Source organism: Streptomyces sp. NPDC002817, from assembly GCF_053592055.1.
In genome coordinates, this window is record NZ_JBSFUY010000011.1 from 31,081 (window position 1) to 49,888 (window position 18,808).

An 18,808-nucleotide genomic window follows, 5' to 3' on the forward strand; every position below is an offset into this window, starting at 1 on the left:
TCGTTTCCTAACTGGTCCTGAACCAGGAGAAGCGCGCCCGGAGTTCGACTTCGAGGGTTTCGAGGGTGCGTCCCTTGGTCTCGGGGACGTAGAGGAAGTCGGTCAGCCACAGCACCACGGCCGCGACGCCCATCCCGAAGCCGCGCACCCGCACCGCCCGTACTTGCCGAACGACGTGACCTCGGCCAGTCCCACACCTGTCCGGAGGGGATACACATCCACTCCCACCCGGCCCATGGTCAGCACTTCGAACGGCATCAGGGCTGGCTTTCCCTTCCTGTCGCGCTCTACTAGCGCGCTCTAGTGCGAGTACGATGACCCCTGTCCAAATGTCATGTCAATAGCTTGCTGCCGGGAGATTTCTCGGGAGCCCACTAAGGTGGGCGCCGTCGGAGGGTGGGTTCACAGGTGGATGCATCGGGCAGGCAGCGGCCCACGATGGCGGACGTCGCCGAGAAGGCGGGCGTCTCCCGGGCGCTGGTCTCGATCGTGTTCCGCAACCAGCCGGGGGCGAGCGAGGAGACCCGGCAGCGGGTCCTGCGCGTCGCCGACGAGATCGGCTACCGGCCGGACAGTGCGGCCCGGTTGCTGGCCCGGGGGCGCAGTCGCACCATCGGCGTGATGTTCACCGTGCGCCAGACCTTCCAGACGGATCTCATCGAGGGGATCTACCCGGAGGCGGAACGGTTCGGCTACGACGTGCTGCTCTCCGCCACCGCCCTGGGCCGCAGCGAGGAGAAGGCCGTCGAGGCGCTGCTCGGCCACCGCTGCGAGGCGCTGATCCTGCTGGGCCCGGACGCCGAGCCCGCCTATCTCGACGAGCTCGGGCAGCGCGTGGCCACCGTCTCGGTGAGCCGCAGGGTGCCGCGGGCCCGTGTGGACTTCGTGCACAGCGCGGAGGGCAAGGGCATTCGGCAGGCCATGGATCACCTGGTGGAACTGGGTCACCGGCGGATCGTGCACATCGACGGTGGCCGTGGCCCCGGGTCGGCCGACCGGCGCCGTTCCTATCGCGCGGCGATGCGCCGGCACGGGCTGGAGGCGGAGGCACGGGTCGTCCCGGGCGAGCACACCGAGCAGGCCGGCATCGAGGCCGGCCGGCTGCTGGTGGCGGAGCGCGACCGGGGTCTGCCCCCGCCGACGGCGGTCCTCGCGGGCAACGACCGGTGTGCCATGGGCCTGTTGATGGCGCTGACGCGGGCCGGCGTGGAGGTTCCGCGCGACATGTCCGTCGTCGGCTACGACGACAGCCACCTCTCGCATCTCATGCCGATCGGGCTGACGACCGTACGCCAGGACGCCGTGCTGATGGCGGAGCACGCGGTGCGGTTCGCCGTGGAACGGCTGGAGAGCCCGGAGCTGGAGCCGCGGGAGGCGGTGCTGGATCCCAAGCTGGTCATCAGGGGGACCAGCGGGCCACCCCCGCGGGGGTAGGGCGGGCGACCGGTCTCGCTCAGCCCTGCGGCTCGCTGATGTTGACCATCCACGGGATGCCGAAGCGGTCCGTGCACATGCCGAACACATCGCCCCACATCTGCTTGTCGAGCGGCACGGACACCGATCCCCCGGCCGAGAGCTTCTCCCAGTAGCCGCGCAGCTCCGCGTCGTCCTCGCCGCTCAGGCTCACGGAGAAGTTGGTGCCGGGGTCGTGTTCCATGCCGGGCGGGGAGTCGGCGCCCATGAGAGTGAAGCCGCTCGGGGTCTCCAGCATGCCGTGCATGATCTTGTCGGCCTCGGGGGAGTCCGGCTGGCCGAAAGCGCCGAAGGTGTTGAGCGCGAGCGTGCCGCCGAAGACCTCCTGGTAGAACTCCAGCGCCTGGCGGGCGTCTCCGTCGAAGCTGATGTAGGGATTGAGTCGCGAACCCATGAAACCCTCCCGGAACGGGGCAAAGAATCGGTAGTCCGGAGGTTAGCCCGGGGCAGTGACAACGGCATTCCGGGCGGGCGGGCCGGGCACTCGGTGGTGCTCCCGCGCTCCTTGACTGTCCCGGGCGCCTCCGAAGTGCGACGCTGGGACGAGAGACATCCGCCGAGGGGACTCGGAGGGCACGATGGGACGTGATGTGCCGGCCCTGGTGTTCACGCGGGAGGACCGCCGTCGGTACCGGGACAAGATGCACACCTGCCTCGATGTGCTGGCGCAGATGCTGCGCGAGTCGGGGTTCGAGAGTGAGCGTCCGCAGGTCGGGCTGGAGATCGAGCTCAACCTGGTGGACGACGACGGGCTGCCCGCGATGCGGAACACCGAGGTGCTCCAGGCCATCGCCGACCCGGCCTGGTCGAGTGAGCTGGGGCGCTTCAACCTGGAGATCAACATCCCGCCCCGTGAGCTGACGGCCGGCGGCCCCGGTGCCTGGGAGCAGGCGATCCGCGACGCGCTCAACCACGCCGAGGAACGTGCCTCGGCGGTGGGCGCGCATCTGATCATGATCGGCATCCTGCCCACCCTGGGCGAGGCGGACGTCGGCGCGCACGCCCTGTCCGGTGATCCGCGGTACCAGCTGCTCAACGAGCAGATCTTCGCGGCACGGGGCGAGGACCTGCGCATCAGGGTGGACGGCGTGGAACGCCTGGCGATGTACGCCGACGCCATCACGCCCGAGGCCGCCTGCACCAGCACCCAGTTCCATCTGCAGGTCGCGCCGAAGGAGTTCCCGGACTACTGGAACGCGGCCCAGGCCGTCGCGGGCGTACAGATCGCCCTGGCGGCGAACTCGCCCTACCTCTTCGGCCGGGAGCTGTGGCGTGAGACCCGAATCCCGCTGTTCGAGCAGGCCACCGACACCCGCCCGCAGGAGATCAAGGCGCAGGGCGTGCGGCCCCGGGTGTGGTTCGGCGAGCGGTGGATCACCAGTGTCTTCGACCTCTTCGAGGAGAACGTGCGCTACTTCCCCGCTCTTCTGCCGGTGTGCGACGAGGAGGACCCGCAGGAGGTGCTGGACGGCGACGGAGTGCCGGAGCTGGGGGAACTGACGCTGCACAACGGCACGATCTACCGCTGGAACCGCCCCATCTATGCCGTCACCGACAGCGGACCGCATCTGCGCATCGAGAACCGGGTCCTGCCCGCCGGACCCACCGTGTCCGACATCATCGCCAACGGCGCCTTCTACTACGGCCTGACCCGCGCGCTGGTCGACGAGGACCGGCCGGTGTGGACGCGGATGTCCTTCTCGGTCGCCGAGGAGAACCTCCACGCCGGGGCCCGCGACGGTATCGACGCCCGTCTGTACTGGCCCGGCGTCGGCGAAGTCCCGGTCACGGAACTGGTGTTGCGACGGCTGCTGCCCCTGGCCCACCGGGGCCTGGAGCTGGCCGGCATGGACGCGGAGTGGCGCGAACCGCTGCTGGGCATCGTCGAGCAGCGCTGCGTCAGCGCCCGCAACGGCGCCCTGTGGCAGGTGGAGACGGTCCACCAGATGGAGAAGGAAGGCATCCACGACCGTCAGGAGGCGCTGCGGCGGATGACCTCGACCTACATGGACTACATGCACCTCAACGCGGCGGCGCACACCTGGCCCGTGGACTGAGAGATTCTCAGCTCCTCCATTCCCGGGCGGGCGTGAGCGGCACGGGGGCGGGCGGCTGCGTCGAGGTGGTCAGCTCGATGCGCCGGCCCTCGGCCGACGAGCGGAGCAGTGCGGTCATGGTTTCCAGTACGTGCAGGGCGAGTTCACCGCCGGCGCGGGGCGCCCGCTGGGCGTCGGCGGTGACGAAGTCCAGCAGGCCGATGCCCCGCGAGCCGTCGACGTAGCCCGCCGACGGTGGGAGGGTGCGCCATTCGGTGCCGCCGAGTTCGAAGAGGCGTACCTCGCCGTCGAAGTGGTTCGGGTCCGGCACCGTGAGGGTCCCGGTCTCGCCGTGCACCTCGATCGGTGCGGCGGTCGTGGTCACGCCGTCGAAGCTCGTCGTGATCGTCGTCAGCGTTCCGTCGGTGTGCTCGAGCACTCCGGAGACATGGCTGTCGACCTCGACCGGTATCCGCTCGCCCGCGCGGGGGCCGGAGGCGATGACGCGCTCGGTGCGAGGTCGGCTGGACGCCCCGGTCACGGCCCGCACCGGGCCCAGGAGATGGATCAGGGAGGCGAGGTAGTACGGGCCCATGTCCAGGAGGGGACCGCCTCCGGTGGTGTAGTAGAAGTCCGGGTGGGGATGCCAGCGTTCGTGGCCCGGGGTGATCATCACGGCCGAGGCGAACAGGGGGCGTCCGATGCTCCCCGCCGCGACGGCCGCCCGGGCCGTCTGGATTCCGGTGCCCAGGACGGTGTCGGGTGCGCACCCCACCCCGACGCCCGCCTTCGCGGCCGCCTCCAACACGGCGTGCGCGTCGCTGAGTTCGGCGGCCAGCGGCTTCTCCCCGTAGACGTGCTTGCCGTTCGCGATCGCGCCGAGGGCGATCTCGGCGTGGGCCGCGGGGACGGTGAGGTTCAGCACCGTGTCCACGTCCGGGCTGCTCAGCAACTCCTGGACGGTGAGTGCCCGGACGCCGGGGAACTCGGTGGCGACCGCGGCCGAGCGGGCGGCGTCCAGGTCGGCGACCGCGGTGACACGGACGGCGGGAAGGCCGATCAGCGTGTCCAGATAGGCGCGGGAGATGACGCCGAGACCTACGACGCCGATGCGGTGCGTGTCGCCCACAGCATGCCCCTCTCGATGACGGTACGGACGTTGGGGTTCTCCAGCACGTCGAGGCTGTGACCCGGTGTCGTCACGACGATCCGCCCGGCGCCCCACTGCCGGGTCCAGACCGCCGGCGCGGTGACCGGCCGGTGCCAGGGCTGCCAGGGCCGGGCCGGATGGGTGGTGGTGGCCAGTACGTCGATCAGGTCGTCGTGGAGCACCCAGTACTGCTCGGTGGTCAGCTCGAAGTCCTCGATGCCCGCGGTGACGGGGTGTTCGCGGCCGAGATCGGTGAGGGTGATGGTGTGCGGCAGGAAGTTGTCCGACTCGTCACCCCGACGCTCGCACGGCTCCTTGCCGGGGTGGGTCGCGAACTGGCCGCCCACCAGGTGGAGATAGTCGGAGGAGGCGCGGAAGGAGTCGGCGATGCCGCCGTGCCAGCCGGTGAAGCCGGTGCCGGCCACGACCGCAGCGCTCAGCCCCGCCAGTTGCTCGGCGGTGATCTCCGACATCGTGACGCACTGCACGACGAGGTCGGTGTCGGCCAACTCGGCGGTGTCGGCGTAGACATCGGTCGACTCCTCGACTCGAACGGCGTATCCGTTGCTTCGCAGGAAGGGCACGAACAGTTCCGTGGCCTCGACCGGCCGGTGCCCCTCCCATCCGCCTCGGACCACCAGGGCTTTCTTCTGTGTCATCTCGATCCTTTGCCCGGCCGTTGAACAGCGCCTTCACTATGCGCCAATCGCCCGCTCCCACGAAAGAGTTGCCGAGTTTCGCGAAACTTTCGACGGGTGGGCGCCAGGAAGGGTACTGGTCTGCACCAAACCCTTGACATGTCCATACCTCACTTCTTAAATCACGCAGTGAACTAAGTCGCCGCCCCCCACCAGAAGCGGATGAAGACATGCTCCGACGACTCCCGAGACCATCCGTCGCTCTCGCGGCCACGGCCGTCATCGCCTCGACGCTCACCGTCCTGCAGCCCACCGAGGCGGTCGCCGCCCCACCGACCGGCTGGACCACGGTGGTGAACAGCGGCAGCGGCAAGTGCCTGGACGCCCGGTCGGCCGCGACCGTGAACGGCACCGCCGTGCAGCAGTACGCCTGCAACAACAGCACCGCCCAGCAGTGGAGCTTCACACCGACCAGCGACGGCTACGTACGGATCAACAACCGCAACGACGCCGCGCAGGTCATGGACGTCAGCGATGTGTCCACGGCGGACAACGCGGCTGTGCACCTGTGGGCGTACGGCGGCGGCAACAACCAGCAGTGGCAGGCCGTCGACGAGGGCGGCGGCGCGTACCACTTCGTCAACCGCAACAGCGGCAAGTGCCTCGACGTCCCGTCCGCCTCCACGGCCGACAGCGTCCAACTGGTGCAGTACACCTGCAACGGCACGGCCGCCCAGCGCTTCCAGGTCGCACCCGTGAGCACCGCGCCCGGGGACGTCGACCTCGGCCCGGGCGTCGTGGTCTTCGACCCGTCGATGCCGTCGGCCACCATCCAGAGCCGGCTGAACCAGATCTTCCAGCAGCAGGAGACGAACCAGTTCGGCTCCCAGCGCTACGCGGTCATGTTCAAGCCCGGCACCTACAGCAACGACGTCAACGTCGGCTTCTACACCCAGGTCCTGGGCCTGGGGCAGTCGCCGGACTCGGTCACGATCAACGGCGCCGTGCATGTGGAGGCCGACTGGTTCCCGCCGCAGAACGCCACCCAGAACTTCTGGCGCGGCGCCGAGAACCTCTCGGTCAACCCCACCGGCGGAACGGACCGTTGGGCGGTCTCGCAGGCCTCCGGCTACCGGCGTATGCATGTCCGCGGCAACCTGGAGCTGAGCGACGGCGGTTGGTCCAGCGGTGGCTTCATGGCCGACAGCAAGATCGACGGCCAGGTCCGCTCCGGCACCCAGCAGCAGTGGCTGACCCGCAACTCCCAGCTCGGCAGTTGGACCGGCGCCAACTGGAACATGGTCTTCGTCGGCAGCCAGGGCGTGCCCGGCAACAGCTTCCCCAACCCGCCCTACACCACGGTGAACCAGACCCCCACGGTCAGGGAGAAGCCCTTCCTGTACGTCGACGCGGCCGGCGCCTACAAGGTGTTCGTCCCGTCCGTACGCACCAACTCCTCGGCCACCACCTGGGCGAACGGCAACGCCGCGGGCACCTCGCTCGGCATCGACCAGTTCTACGTCGTGAAGCCGGGCGCGACCGCCGCACAGATCAACGCCGCCCTGGCCGAGGGCAAGAACCTCCTGGTCACTCCCGGCGTCTACCACCTGGACCAGACCCTGCGGGTGACCCGCCCCGACACCGTCGTCCTCGGGCTCGGCCTCGCCACGTTCATCCCCGACAACGGCATCACGGCCATGACGGTCGCCGACGTCGACGGAGTGAAGCTCGCGGGCGTCCTCTTCGACGCCGGCACCACCAACTCGCAGACCCTCGTGGAAGTCGGCCCGTCCGGCGCCGCCGCCGACCACTCGGCGAACCCCACCTCGCTGCACGACGTGTACTTCCGCGTCGGCGGCGCGGCCGTGGGCAAGGCGACCACCAGCCTCGTCGTCAACAGCGACGACGTCATCGGCGACCACATGTGGATCTGGCGCGGCGACCACGGCAGCGGCATCGGCTGGAACTCCAACACGGCGGACACCGGGCTGGTGGTCAACGGCGACGACGTGACGATGTACGGCCTGTTCGTCGAGCACTACCAGAAGCACCAGACGATCTGGAACGGCAACGGCGGCCGGACGTACTTCTACCAGAACGAGATGCCCTACGACCCGCCCAACCAGGCCGCCTGGATGAACGGCTCCACCCAGGGCTACGCCGCCTACAAGGTCGCGAACTCGGTCACCAGCCACCAGGCCTACGGACTCGGCAGCTACTGCTACTTCAACGTCAACCCGAGCGTCACCGCGGAGCATGCCTTCGAGGTGCCCGACAACCCCAACGTCCGCTTCCGGAACATGGTGACCGTCTCCCTCGGCGGCACCGGCACCATCCGGCATGTCATCAACGACCGGGGAGGCCCCTCCAACTCCTCGACCAATGTGGCGAACCTGGTGAGCCACCCGTGAGGGGAACGCCGGTTCCGGGCCGTTCGTTCACCGTGCGAGATGCCTGGGTCCCGAGCTCGTAGCGCCCTCCTCGCCGGTACCGGCATCGCCCTGCTCCTCGGCTGCTCCGGCGGCGGGGGAGCGGGCGGTGAGTCCACGACGGACCGGGGAGCGGCACCACGTGCGACCAGCCCGGCGGAGCCCACACCGACCTCGGCACCTGCGGCACCTCCGGCGCCCCGACCCGCATCGCTCACCATCGCGGCCATCGGGGTCGAGAACCTGCGGGTCATCCCGTACGAGGGCACGACGGACGACTGGCCGGGTACGAGGATCCAGAACCGCGGTCTCGCCGCCAGCCCCTACGGCGAACAGGGCGGCGTCGGCCCCGGCGAGATCGGCAACTACCTCGTCACGGCCCACCGCCTCTCCAACGGCGGCCCGCTGCGCCGGCTCCCCGACCTCGACCAAGGCGACTCGGTCCTGGTGAGCTCGGGCGGAACCGTCTACGAGTACGAGATCACCGGCACCAGGACCACCTCCTTCCGCTCCGCACGCTCCCTCGCCGAACAGCGGGCGGCGGTCCCCGGCTTCCCCGGCAGGCGCCCCACCCAGGCGGTGATCACGGTCTCCACCTGTCTGACCCTGGAGGACCACGCGGCCGGCAACCACTGGCGCGACGACCGCGGGAACCCCGAACACCGCGTCGACAAGATCGGCGTGCTGTCGGCCGTACGGACACCGGAGAATGGCTGAAGCCGGTGTGGCGCGTGGGACGGGAGGGCCCGACAATCATCCGGAGTCGAGGAATCCGGAGTCGTCATGCGTCTGCTTCCCGCTCTCAGCCGTACTCGCGTCACCGCCCTGGCCACCGGGCTCGCCGCGACAGCCGTACTGGCCGTCGGCGCACCCGCGTCGGCGACGGCCCAGGCCGATGTCACGGCCACCCTGCGCGTCACCGTCACCGACGGCGACTCGGTCATGACCCAGACCGCCGGCCAGTACACCTGCCACAGCGGCTTCACCGTCGGTCAGGCGAAGGACATCTCGGTCACCGTGCCCGCCGGCCGGTGGGTGCAGGTGTTCAGCAGCCACGGCTGCTACGACGCGATCAACATCAGCGGCACCTACATCGAGACGGACGGCCAGGTCATCGCCTTCACGCTGTGACCCGTCAGCCCCGATAGCCCCGCAGCTTCCGGTACAGGGTCGCCCGGCCGATGCCCAGGGCCGCCGCCGTCCGGGCCTTGTTGCCGCCGTTGAGGCGGAGGGCCTCCAGGATGGCGGCGCGCTCGGCACGTTCCATCGGCGTGAGGGGGCGGGGCGGGGGTCCCTCGCGTACGGGGTCGGGGAGTTCGGTACGCCGGACCGGTCCCGTCGAGCGGCGGCCCTCGGCCAAAGCCCTTACCAGGTGGGCGAGTTCGGTGATGTTGCCGGGCCACGGATGCCGCTCCAGAGCGCGCAGCGCGTCCAGGGACCAGGTGAGCGGGGGATGTCCCGGTGCCGGCCCGGGGGCCAGGGACGTGAGCAACTGCCGTATGTCGTCCGGACGTTCGCGCAACGCGGGGAGGGTGACCGAGCGGGCCGCCAGCGTGTCCAGAAGCCGTTGGAGACACGGGCCCGGTGCCGCTCCGGGGGTGTAGGTCACCAGGAGAGGCACGCCCGGACGTGCGTCGAGGAATGAGTTGAGGGTCGCCGTGTCGGACTGGGCGAGACGCTCCACGTGACGGACGAGGAGCGGGTGGCCCCTCACCAACTCATCGAGGTCGGTGCCGAGTTCACCCTCGGCCGCATCCACGGTCACCGGGTCGGTGACCAGCTCCCGGGCGAGCGAGGTCTTCCCGGTGCCGCGTTCGCCGACGATCAGCAGCGGCTCCGGCGACGTGGCCAACTCCACCGCACGGCCGACGGCATGCCGCCAGGGCAGCGAACGTCCGGCCAGCCCGACGGCGGTCCGGGAGGCCCCCGACATGATCGTGTGGCTGGCCGGCTCCAGCACGGCGACCGCTCCGATGACCGAGCCCTGGTGGGGGACGAGGGTGACGGTGGCGGCGTTTCCCGGACCGTCGGACAGGCGTACTCGCGTCTCCGTCCCTTCCCGTACCAGTGCGACCACTCTCTGCTCGAGTACCTCCAGCTCTTCCGGCGACAGCAGTTGCCCCGCCGCCTCGCTGACGAACCGGTTGCGACCGTCGAGGGCGACCACCGCACGGCCCTGCTGCCCGGCGGCCCGCAGATACGCGTCCAGCAGCACCCGTTCCGCCGCCCGTGACCGAGACAGGAGTTCCGCCTCCACGGCGATCACCGCGGCCTCGGCGACCGGCGCACCCGGATGCGGACCGCACTCGGCGCACAGCCCGCAGGACACGGTCACCGTGCCCAGCAGTCGGCCGGTCTCCGGCTCCCGCACCGGCACACTGACCCCGGAGACGTCCTGCCACAGATCGAGGAAGTGCTCGGGACCGTGCACCTCGGCCCGGCGCCGGGTGTGCAGGGCGAGGGCCGCGCTGTTGTGGCCGACCGCCTGTTCGGAGAGGTCGTGGTGGGGGTGGTCCGGGATGGATCCGGTGGCCCAGAGCACCCGCAGCCGGTCATCGGTGAGGACGAGCGTGGTCTGCCCGCCGTCGAGCGTGGGGGCGATGCGCTCCAGCACGGGCCGGGCAGCCGCCAGCAGAGGCGACTCGGCCGGTGAAACGGTGGGCGCCGATTCCCGTACGTCATGTCGTACGCCGAAGAACCGGGCACGCTTCCAGGCGGCGAGCACCTCTTCCGGGACCCCGTCCGGCAGTTGGTGCCCGCGCAGGAACAGCTCGCGGGCCCTGCGCAGCGAGGCGAGGGCGGGGCGGGCGGTGGGGCGCTCTGCGGTGGTCACGGCACGGCTCACCCTACGGGAACGGTTGAACGGGCAACAATCCTGGCCCTCTCCGGCACTCTGTCTCGAATTGAGACACCCGCGCTCCCGCACCCCCGTACATGATCTTGAACAGTCGGTGCCTGTTCTCATTCCCTGGAGCGTCCCCCGTGCACACCGTCGAGCCCGATGTCGTGACCGACGTACTCATCGTCGGCAGTGGTCCCGCGGGCGGCGCCGCCGCGCTCGCCCTGAGCACCTACAACGTGCCCAACATCGTCGTCACGCGTTACGCGAGCCTCGCCGACACGCCCAGGGCGCACATCACCAACCAGCGCACCATGGAGGTGCTGCGCGACCTCGGTGTCGAGGACGAGGTCGTGGCGAAGGCCACCCCGCAGCATCTGATGGGCAACACGACCTTCTGCACCAGCCTCGCCGGCGAGGAACTCGGCCGGGTCCGCTCCTGGGGCAACGACCCGCTCGTCCAGGCGGCGCACGAGCTCGCCAGCCCCACCCGTATGTGCGACATGCCCCAGCACCTCATGGAGCCGGTGCTCATCGACGCGGCGGTCTCGCGCGGCACGAACCTGCGCTTCAGCACCGTCTACAAGTCCTTCGTCCAGGACGCCTTCGGAGTCACGGTCACCGTCGAGGACCGGCTGCGCGGCGACGAGTACACCATCCGCGCCAAGTACCTGATCGGCGCCGACGGCGGCCGCTCGCAGGTCGCCGAGGACGCCGGACTGCCGATGGGCGGCCAGATGGGCGTGGCCGGCAGCATCAACGTCGTCTTCGACGCCGACCTGTCGAAGTACACCGCCCACCGCCCTTCCACGCTCTACTGGGTGCTCGCCCCGGGTGCCACCGTGGGAGGCATCGGCGCGGGGCTCGTGCGCTGTGTGCGGCCCTGGAACGAGTGGCTGATCGTGTGGGGCTACGACGTGAACGCCGGCGCCCCCGACCTGACCACCGAGTACGCCGAGTCCGTCGTCCGCAAGCTGGTCGGCGACGACGACATCCCGGTGACCATCAAGTCGTCCTCCGCCTGGACCGTCAACGAGATGTACGCCGAGACCTACTCCGACGGCCGGGTCTTCTGCGCCGGTGACGCCACCCACCGCCACCCGCCGTCCAACGGCCTGGGCTCCAACACCTCCGTCCAGGACTCCTACAACCTGGCCTGGAAGCTCAAGCTCGTCCTCGACGGCACCGCCTCCCCGAAGCTGCTCGACACCTACACCGCCGAACGCGCCCCGATCGGCCGGCAGATCGTCACCCGCGCCAACAAGTCCATCGGCGAGACCGCCCCCGTCTTCGAGGCGCTCGACGGGCTCTCCCCGCAGACCCCCGAGCAGCTGTGGTCCAACATCGCCGCCCGCAAGGAGGGCACCGAGGCGGCCGAGAAGCAGCGGGCGCGGCTGCGGGAGGCGATCGCCTTCAAGGCGTACGAGTTCAACGCGCACGGCGTCGACCTCAACCAGCGCTACACCTCCACCGCGATCGTCCCCGACGGCACCGACGACCCCGGCTTCGACCGCGACCCCGAACTGCACCACCAGCCCACCTCCCGCCCGGGCGCCAAGCTCCCGCACGCCTGGATCACCTCCGGCACCCGCACCCTCTCCACCCTCGACACCGTCGGACAGGGCCGGTTCACCCTGGTCACCGGCATCGGCGGCGCCGACTGGGTACGGGCGGCCGGGGCCCAGGACCTGGACATCGCCACCGTCGTCATCGGGCCCGGCCAGGAGTACGAGGACCCGTACGGCGACTGGGCGCGGCTGAGCGAGGTCGCCGACGGGGGAGCCCTCCTCGTACGGCCGGACGGGTACGTCGCCTTCCGGCACGCGACGGCAGCAGCTTCCGGTGCGGACGCCGAGCGCGTACTCACCGACGCCGTGCGGCGCGTCCTCGGGCACGCCTGATGGGCGCCGAACTCACCGAGGCCGTGGTCGACAGCTTCGACGGCACCACGGACCCCCGGCTGCGCGCACTGCTCGCCGCCCTCACCCGCCATCTGCACGCCTTCGTCCGTGAGACCGAGCCGACCATGGCGGAGTGGGAGCAGGCCGTCGGCTTTCTGACGGCGACCGGGCAGACCTGCACGGACACCCGGCAGGAATTCATCCTGCTGTCGGACGTGCTCGGCGTCTCGATGCTGGTGGAGACGGTCAACAGCGACGAGGGCGGTACCGAGAGCACCGTCCTGGGGCCCTTCCACATGACCGAGTCACCGGTCCGGGCACTGGGCGCGGACATCGACCTGGTCGGCGGCGGCGAGCCCTGCGTGGTCAGCGGGCGGGTGCTGTCGGCGGACGGCACCCCGCTGCCGGGTGCGCTCCTCGACGTCTGGCAGGCCGACGGCAACGGCTTCTACGACGTCCAGCAGCCGGAGGTCCAGCCCGCCGGCAACGGACGTGGGCTGTTCACGGCCGACGACCAGGGGCGCTTCTGGTTCCGCACCTGTGTGCCGAGCCCGTACCCGATCCCCACCGACGGTCCCGTCGGGAAGCTGCTGCGGGCCACGGGCCGGCATCCCTACCGTCCGGCCCACATCCACTTCATCGCCACGGCCGACGGGCACGAGCCGGTCACCACACACATCTTCGTGGCGGGCAGCGACTACCTCGACTCGGACGCGGTGTTCGCGGTCAGGAGGAGCCTCGTCCAGGACTTCACTCCGACCGACGACCCGTCCCTGGCAAGGGAGTTCGCCGTCCCCAACCCGTTCCGGCACGCCCGCTTCGACCTCGTGCTCAACTCGGCGGACTCGTGATGGAGTTCGCGTACGAGGCCCAGCCGATGCGGGTCGTCCTGCGGCCCGGCTCCTCCGTGACAGCGGTTCCCGACGAGGTCGAACGGCTGGGACTCCGGCGCGTGTTGGTGGTCAGCGGGCCGCGAGGCGCGGAGACGGCCCGGGCCGTCTCGGACGCGCTCGGCGATGTCTGCGCGGGGCTGCACGCCGAGGCCCGGATGCATGTGCCCGTAGGGAGCGCCGACCGGGCCGTGGAGGTGGCCCGGGCCGCCGGAGCCGACGGCTGTGTGGCCGTGGGCGGCGGTTCCGCGATCGGGCTGGGCAAGGCGATCGCGCTCCGCACCGGACTGCCGCTGGTCGCCGTACCCTCCACGTACTCCGGCTCCGAGATGACCCCCGTCTGGGGCCTGACCGAGCACGGGGCCAAACGCACCGGCCGCGATCCCTCGGTCCTGCCGCGCAGCGTCGTCTACGACCCCGAGCTCACCCTGTCCCTCCCGGTGGACCTCTCCGTGACCAGCGGCGTCAACGCCCTCGCGCACGCGGCCGAGGCCCTGTACGCGCCGGACGCCTCGCCGCTGGTGTCGCTGATGGCCGAGGAGGGCGTACGGGCCATGGCCGGTGCCCTGCCCGCACTGGCCGCCGCTCCCCGGGACCTGGACGCCCGCGGCCGGGCCCTGTACGGGGCCTGGCTCTGCGGTGCCGCACTCGGCGCGACCACCATGGGGCTGCACCACAAGCTCTGCCATGTCCTCGGCGGCACCTTCGGCCTGCCGCACGCCGAGACCCACACCGTGGTCCTGCCCTACGCCCTCGCGTACAACGCACCCGCCGCACCCGAGGCCATGGCGGCGCTCGGCCGGGCCCTGGGCACGGCCGACGTCCCGGGTGCGGTGCGGGACCTCGCCGGCGAGCCCGGTGTACCTCGCTCGCTGGCCGAACTCGGACTGCGCGAAACCGATGTGGCGGTGGCGGCACGCATGGTGGCCGAGCAGGCGTACCCCAACCCGCGGAAGGTCACCGCGGAGGGCGTGCTGGGCGTGCTGAGAGCGGCGTACGCCGGCGACCGGCCACGCAGAGATTACTGAACAACCAGAACGGAAAGGTGAACCCCATGCCCCTCGGACTGCTCCGGCGGCGACCGAAGAATGCCTCCGGAGGTGCCGCGGGCCTCGCACTGCCGGTCCCGGCCGGCGCGGGCGTCGTCTGCCGCGAGGTCCTCGACCCGGTGAACCAGCCGCTCGGCGGGGCCGATGTCACGGTGACCGAACTCCGCAGCCACCAGGTCGCGGCACGCGGCACCACGGATCCGTACGGACTGTTCCTGGCCGCGCTGCCACCGGGCGGTTACAGCCTGATGATCGTGGCCGAGGGACTGGAACCGCACCGCGAGAGCATCGACGTCGTCGCCGACGCCGGACTGTCGTCCCAGCGTGTCTGGCTCCAGCCGGCCCGGCAGGCCGAACTCCCGGTCCCCGGAACCTGGCTCTTCGACCCGCCGCACACCGCGATCCGGTTCATCGCCAAGCACGTCGGCATGGCCCATGTGCACGGCCGTTTCGAACGGTTCGAGGGCGGTATCCAGGTCACCCAGGACATCGGTGACTCCCGTGTCCATGTCCGCATCGACGCCTCGAGCATCACCACCGGCAACAACACCCGGGACGCGCACCTGCGGTCCGCCGACTTCCTCGACGTCGAGCACTTCCCGTACATCGACTTCAGGAGCACCCGCTTCGCCTACCGGGGCGGCAGCAGGTGGTCGCTGCTGGGCACGCTGACCATGCACGGCGTGAGCCGGTCGGTGTCGCTGGACACGAACTACCTCGGCATGGTCAACGGCGGTTACGGCGAAGAGCTCCGGTGCGCCGCCCTCGCCAAGGCCGAACTGCACCGGGAGGACTACACGCTCAACTGGCGGTCCATGCTGGCTCGTGGGATCGCCGTGGTCGGCCCGACGGTCCAACTGGAGCTGGACGTCCAGGCGATGTACCGCACGCACGACACACCGACACCGCCCGAGTAGGTCACTCGGTGGAGTCACGCGGCACACCCTGCGCACGAATTCTTCACAGGGTCGAGGGTAAGTGGATGTCCAAAACTGAAGCGTTGGGCGTAGGGTCCGATCATGGACGGCCCCAACAACCGCAATTCCTCCCCCCGCCTCGCTGATCTTGCACAACTCGTCCGTCTGCCCGCAGCGTTGAGCGTGCCCGGTGATGTCCTGGCCGGGGCCGCCGCGAGCGCCGGGACACCGCCGCCCCGCATCCTCGGCACGATGGCCTCGTCCATCGCCCTCTACTGGGCCGGGATGGCGCTCAACGACTACGCGGATGCGACCGTCGACGCGGTGGAGCGGCCCCAACGCCCCGTACCGTCCGGACGGGTCGAGCGCCGCGCCGCGCTCGCCACCGCCTGCGGACTCACCGCCGCCGGGCTCGGCCTCGCGGCCCTGACCGGCGGGCGGCGGGCGCTCGGTGTGGCGCTGCCGCTGACCGGACTGGTCTGGGCGTACGACCTCGGCCTCAAGTCCACTCCGGCCGGCCCCGCCGCCATGGCGGGCGCGCGGACGCTGAACGTCCTGGCCGGAGCCCGGCCGGGACACAGGGCGTCCGCACTGCCGGCCGCCCTGCTGGTCGGCGCGCACACCTACACCGTCACGGCGCTGAGCCGTCACGAGGTGTCCGGCGCCCCGCGCGAGGTGCCCGTCGCCACGCTGGTCGGCAGCACCGCGACCGCCGTCGCCGCCGCGGCACTTCCGGGCCTGCGAAAGCACGGCAGGACGGCCCGGATCGGCGCGGCCGTGGGAGCGCTCGCCTACCTCGCCTCGTACGGCAGCGCCCAGGTCCGCGCGGCACGCGAACCGTCCGCGACGAACGTGCGGAAGGCCGTAGGCACCGGGATCATGTCGCTGATGCCCCTCCAGGCGGCGCTCACCGCGGGCGGCGGGAGGGCGGGGCTCGCCGGGGTCCTGGCGGCGGCGCATCCGCTGGCGCGCAGGCTCGCGCGGAAGGTGTCGCCGACGTGACCCCGATATCCGGGCCTTCGGACCGGCTCCGGTACGGGTTCGGCACCAACGGCTTCGCCTGCCACCGCCTCGACGACGTACTGACCGTCCTCGCCGACCTGGGCTACGACTCCGTCGGCCTCACCCTGGACCACGGACACCTCGACCCGTACGCCTCCGACCTTCCCCGCCAGGTCGACCGCCTGGCACGGCGGCTGGATCAGCTCGGTCTCACCGTCATGGTGGAGACCGGAGCGCCGTACCTCCTGGATCCGTGGCACAAGCACCACCCCACCCTGATGTCCGATTCCGACGCCGGGCGGCGCGTCGACCTGCTGGCGCGCGCGGTGCGCATCGCGGCCGGTCTCGGCGCCCCGGCCGTCCATCTGTGCAGTGGCCCGGCGCCACGGGACATGCCCGAGGACGAGGCCTGGAAGCGGCTGACCGCGGGCTGCGAAGAGGTCCTGGAGATCGCCGGTGAGCACGGTGTGGCCCTGGGCTTCGAGCCCGAGCCGTACATGTTCGTCGACACCGTGCAGCGCGTCTTGGACCTGCGGCGACGGCTCGGCGATCCCGACCTGTTCGGCATCACCCTGGACATCGGGCACGCCCACTGCGTGGAGGAGCCTGCGCTGCTCGACTGCGTCGCGGCGGCGGCGCCGCACCTGGTGAACGTGCAGATCGAGGACATGCGCCGCGGGGTCCACGAGCACCTCGAACTCGGCACGGGCGAGATCGACTTCCCGCCCGTGCTGGCCGCGCTGAAGGCCTCCGGCTATCGCGGGCCGGTCTCGGTGGAGATCCAGGGCGCGTCCCTGGACGCGCCCGACGTCGCCCGCCGCTCCCTGGAGTTCCTGAAGGCCGCCGAGCCGTTCTGAGGCCGCGACTTGCCTTCGACATCAGCGCATCCGAACAGGAGAACTGTGCCGTGGACGCCCATACATCCACCGCCCTCGACCGACAACTCACCCCCGACGCGCAGCTCTGGCTGACGGAAGCCGTCGCCCGCGTCGGACAGGACCCCACCGCCGTACGCACCGTCTTCCCGGCCGTCGGCCGACGCTGCGGGCGCGGTCCCCTCGTCCTCGGCTGGACGGTGGCCGACGCCGCCCGCGCCCGACTGCTCGCGGCCCTGCCACTGCGCGGAGCCGGGCTCGCCGAGGAGGTCACCGCCCTCCACCGGTACGGGGACGCCGCCGAACAGCGGGCGGTACTGCGTTCGCTGGCCCTGCTGGAGAAGATGGATCCCTCCTTCGCCGGCCTGGGCCTGCCGCTCGTCCACTCGGCCCTGCGCGGCAACGACACCGGCCTGATCGAGGCGGCCCTCGGCCCGTACGCCGCACGCCACCTCGACTACGACGGCTACCGGCACGCCGTACTGAAGTGCGTCTTCTGCGAGATACCCCTCGACCGGGTCGCCGGACTGGACGAGCGCGCCGACCGCGAACTCGCCCGCATGCTCGCCGACTTCGCCCATGAGCGGGTCGCCGCCGGCCGGGCGGTCCCCGCGGACGTCTGGCCGATCCTGCGCGCCCACCCCGGCACGCTGGAGGCCTCCGGGCTGCCCGCCGAAGCCGACTCACCCGTCCCCGCCCGCCGCACCGCCGCCGAACGGGCCCTCGCCGCCTTCACCGGAGCCGCATGATGCGCATCCTCGACCCCCACATCCACATGACCTCACGCACCACCGACGACTACGAGGCCATGTACGCCGCCGGCGTCCGCGCGGTGGTGGAGCCGTCCTTCTGGCTCGGCCAGCCGCGCACCTCGGTGGAGAGCTTCACCGACTACTTCGACGCACTGCTCGGCTGGGAGCCGTACCGCGCCGCACAGTTCGGCATCCAGCACTACTGCACCATCGCCCTCAACCCGAAGGAGGCCAACGACCCGCGCTGCACCGGTGTGCTGGACGTCCTGCCGCGCTACCTGGCCAAGGACCGCGTGGTGGCCGTCGGTGAGATCGGCTACGACTCCATGACCCCCGAGGAGGACGAGGCCCTGGCCCGCCAGCTCCGACTCGCCGTCGAGCACGAGCTGCCCGTGCTGGTCCACACCCCGCACCGCGACAAGGCCGTCGGCACCCGTCGCACCCTCGACGTCGTGCGCGAGTCCGGCATCCCGCCCGAGCACGTCCTCGTCGACCACCTCAACGAACTCACCGTGCGCATGGTCGCCGACAGCGGCTGCTGGATGGGCTTCTCCATCTACCCGGACACCAAGCTGACCGAGGACCGCATGGTGCGCATCCTCCAGGAGCACGGCACCGAGCGGATGCTCGTCAACTCGGCCGCCGACTGGGGGCGCAGCGACCCGCTCAAGACCCGGAAGACCGCCGACGCGATGCTCGCCGCCGGCTTCGACGACGACACCGTCGACCAGGTCATGTGGCGCAACCCGGTCGCCTTCTACGGGCAGAGCGGCCGGCTCGACCTCGAGGACGTCAAGGCCGACGACACGGCCCTCTTCGAGGGCAACTCGATCAAACGCGGCGGAGAGTGATCCCGC

General features: G+C 70.8%; 17 protein-coding genes and 2 pseudogenes. 13 read left to right on the top strand and 6 right to left on the bottom strand.

The genetic code is table 11. The annotated features are described in order from the left end of the window. Positions 1-7 precede the first annotated feature (7 nt). Together ACWD3I_RS21935 and ACWD3I_RS21940 are read right to left on the bottom strand one after the other, a co-directional pair. Positions 8-175 (bottom strand): annotated as a pseudogene (locus ACWD3I_RS21935) (MFS transporter); the annotation flags it as partial. Further along, positions 160-258 (bottom strand): annotated as a pseudogene (locus ACWD3I_RS21940) (5-dehydro-2-deoxygluconokinase); the annotation flags it as partial. The pseudogenes ACWD3I_RS21935 and ACWD3I_RS21940, both read right to left, overlap by 16 nt. 180 nt (positions 259-438) lie before the next feature. Here ACWD3I_RS21940 and ACWD3I_RS21945 point away from each other — a divergent pair. Next, a complete protein-coding gene (locus ACWD3I_RS21945) occupies positions 439-1,434 on the top strand; it encodes a LacI family DNA-binding transcriptional regulator (RefSeq protein WP_365401889.1) in 996 nt (331 codons plus the stop codon). A gap of 19 nt (positions 1,435-1,453) precedes the next feature. Here the strand turns inward: ACWD3I_RS21945 and ACWD3I_RS21950 are convergent, their stop codons facing one another. Next, positions 1,454-1,867, bottom strand: coding sequence for a VOC family protein (locus ACWD3I_RS21950; RefSeq protein WP_365401886.1), 414 nt, complete (start codon positions 1,865-1,867; stop codon positions 1,454-1,456). Positions 1,868-2,051: 184 nt separating this feature from the next. Here ACWD3I_RS21950 and ACWD3I_RS21955 point away from each other — a divergent pair, with 184 nt between their 5' ends. After that, the gene (locus tag ACWD3I_RS21955; protein WP_365401883.1) at positions 2,052-3,530 is read left to right on the top strand and encodes a glutamate--cysteine ligase; all 1,479 of its coding nucleotides are present in this window, start codon (positions 2,052-2,054) and stop codon (positions 3,528-3,530) included. Between the two features lie 7 nt (positions 3,531-3,537). On the opposite strand, the gene ACWD3I_RS21960 is transcribed toward ACWD3I_RS21955, so the two are convergent. After that, positions 3,538-4,638 (bottom strand): Gfo/Idh/MocA family protein, encoded by a 1,101-nt coding sequence (locus tag ACWD3I_RS21960; RefSeq protein WP_365401880.1) that lies wholly within the window; start codon positions 4,636-4,638, stop codon positions 3,538-3,540. Continuing rightward, positions 4,608-5,318 carry a ThuA domain-containing protein gene (locus ACWD3I_RS21965; RefSeq protein ID WP_365401877.1) on the bottom strand — a complete coding sequence of 237 codons (711 nt, stop codon included), beginning with the start codon at positions 5,316-5,318 and terminating at the stop codon, positions 4,608-4,610. Before ACWD3I_RS21965 ends, ACWD3I_RS21960 begins: the two co-directional genes overlap by 31 nt. Positions 5,319-5,527: 209 nt before the next feature. Here ACWD3I_RS21965 and ACWD3I_RS21970 point away from each other — a divergent pair, with 209 nt between their 5' ends. From ACWD3I_RS21970 to ACWD3I_RS21980, 3 genes are all read left to right on the top strand, one after another. Then, entirely contained in the window at positions 5,528-7,708 is a 2,181-nt protein-coding gene (locus ACWD3I_RS21970; protein WP_365401874.1) for an RICIN domain-containing protein, read from the top strand. A 39-nt stretch (positions 7,709-7,747) separates the two neighbouring features. Then, the gene (locus tag ACWD3I_RS21975; protein ID WP_365401871.1) at positions 7,748-8,443 is read left to right on the top strand and encodes a class E sortase; all 696 of its coding nucleotides are present in this window, start codon (positions 7,748-7,750) and stop codon (positions 8,441-8,443) included. Between the two features lie 66 nt (positions 8,444-8,509). Next, entirely contained in the window at positions 8,510-8,857 is a 348-nt protein-coding gene (locus ACWD3I_RS21980) for a hypothetical protein (protein WP_365401868.1), read from the top strand. Between the two features lie 4 nt (positions 8,858-8,861). Here ACWD3I_RS21980 and ACWD3I_RS21985 read toward each other — a convergent pair whose 3' ends face one another. After that, positions 8,862-10,559: a sigma-54-dependent Fis family transcriptional regulator gene (locus tag ACWD3I_RS21985; RefSeq protein WP_365401865.1), complete on the bottom strand. Its 1,698-nt coding sequence runs from the start codon at positions 10,557-10,559 to the stop codon at positions 8,862-8,864. A 149-nt stretch (positions 10,560-10,708) separates the two neighbouring features. Between ACWD3I_RS21985 and ACWD3I_RS21990 the strand changes: the two genes are divergently transcribed. The 8 genes from ACWD3I_RS21990 (at position 10,709) to ACWD3I_RS22025 (ending at position 18,802) form a co-directional block, all read left to right on the top strand. Then, positions 10,709-12,466 (top strand): FAD-dependent oxidoreductase, encoded by a 1,758-nt coding sequence (locus tag ACWD3I_RS21990; protein ID WP_365401862.1) that lies wholly within the window; start codon positions 10,709-10,711, stop codon positions 12,464-12,466. Next, a complete protein-coding gene (locus ACWD3I_RS21995) occupies positions 12,466-13,317 on the top strand; it encodes an intradiol ring-cleavage dioxygenase (RefSeq protein WP_365401859.1) in 852 nt (283 codons plus the stop codon). Before ACWD3I_RS21990 ends, ACWD3I_RS21995 begins: the two co-directional genes overlap by 1 nt. Further along, positions 13,317-14,384 (top strand): maleylacetate reductase, encoded by a 1,068-nt coding sequence (locus ACWD3I_RS22000; RefSeq protein WP_365401856.1) that lies wholly within the window; start codon positions 13,317-13,319, stop codon positions 14,382-14,384. The genes ACWD3I_RS21995 and ACWD3I_RS22000 overlap by 1 nt, the downstream gene beginning before the upstream one ends. 26 nt (positions 14,385-14,410) lie before the next feature. Further along, entirely contained in the window at positions 14,411-15,322 is a 912-nt protein-coding gene (locus ACWD3I_RS22005; protein WP_365401853.1) for a YceI family protein, read from the top strand. A gap of 102 nt (positions 15,323-15,424) precedes the next feature. Beyond that, positions 15,425-16,324 (top strand): SCO3242 family prenyltransferase, encoded by a 900-nt coding sequence (locus ACWD3I_RS22010; RefSeq protein ID WP_365401850.1) that lies wholly within the window; start codon positions 15,425-15,427, stop codon positions 16,322-16,324. After that, a complete protein-coding gene (locus ACWD3I_RS22015) occupies positions 16,321-17,181 on the top strand; it encodes a sugar phosphate isomerase/epimerase family protein (protein WP_365401847.1) in 861 nt (286 codons plus the stop codon). The genes ACWD3I_RS22010 and ACWD3I_RS22015 overlap by 4 nt, the downstream gene beginning before the upstream one ends. 50 nt (positions 17,182-17,231) lie before the next feature. Next, the gene (locus tag ACWD3I_RS22020; RefSeq protein WP_365401844.1) at positions 17,232-17,948 is read left to right on the top strand and encodes an EboA domain-containing protein; all 717 of its coding nucleotides are present in this window, start codon (positions 17,232-17,234) and stop codon (positions 17,946-17,948) included. Then, complete coding sequence (locus tag ACWD3I_RS22025; protein ID WP_365401841.1) at positions 17,948-18,802, top strand: TatD family hydrolase; 855 nt, start codon at positions 17,948-17,950, stop codon at positions 18,800-18,802. The genes ACWD3I_RS22020 and ACWD3I_RS22025 overlap by 1 nt, the downstream gene beginning before the upstream one ends. Positions 18,803-18,808 lie beyond the last annotated feature (6 nt).

Excerpts from the sequence above, each read along its gene's own strand:
- ACWD3I_RS21980 (WP_365401868.1), top strand. The coding sequence starts at position 8,510 with ATGCGTCTGCTTCCCGCTCTCAGCCGTACTCGCGTCACCGCCCTGGCC.
- ACWD3I_RS21995 (WP_365401859.1), top strand. The coding sequence starts at position 12,466 with ATGGGCGCCGAACTCACCGAGGCCGTGGTCGACAGCTTCGACGGCACC.
- ACWD3I_RS22025 (WP_365401841.1), top strand. The coding sequence starts at position 17,948 with ATGCGCATCCTCGACCCCCACATCCACATGACCTCACGCACCACCGAC.
- ACWD3I_RS22000 (WP_365401856.1), top strand. The coding sequence starts at position 13,317 with ATGGAGTTCGCGTACGAGGCCCAGCCGATGCGGGTCGTCCTGCGGCCC.
- ACWD3I_RS21955 (WP_365401883.1), top strand. The coding sequence starts at position 2,052 with ATGGGACGTGATGTGCCGGCCCTGGTGTTCACGCGGGAGGACCGCCGT.
- ACWD3I_RS22010 (WP_365401850.1), top strand. The coding sequence starts at position 15,425 with ATGGACGGCCCCAACAACCGCAATTCCTCCCCCCGCCTCGCTGATCTT.
- ACWD3I_RS21975 (WP_365401871.1), top strand. The coding sequence starts at position 7,748 with ATGCCTGGGTCCCGAGCTCGTAGCGCCCTCCTCGCCGGTACCGGCATC.
- ACWD3I_RS22005 (WP_365401853.1), top strand. The coding sequence starts at position 14,411 with ATGCCCCTCGGACTGCTCCGGCGGCGACCGAAGAATGCCTCCGGAGGT.
- ACWD3I_RS21950 (WP_365401886.1), bottom strand. The coding sequence starts at position 1,867 with ATGGGTTCGCGACTCAATCCCTACATCAGCTTCGACGGAGACGCCCGC.
- ACWD3I_RS21965 (WP_365401877.1), bottom strand. The coding sequence starts at position 5,318 with ATGACACAGAAGAAAGCCCTGGTGGTCCGAGGCGGATGGGAGGGGCAC.
- ACWD3I_RS21970 (WP_365401874.1), top strand. The coding sequence starts at position 5,528 with ATGCTCCGACGACTCCCGAGACCATCCGTCGCTCTCGCGGCCACGGCC.
- ACWD3I_RS21945 (WP_365401889.1), top strand. The coding sequence starts at position 439 with ATGGCGGACGTCGCCGAGAAGGCGGGCGTCTCCCGGGCGCTGGTCTCG.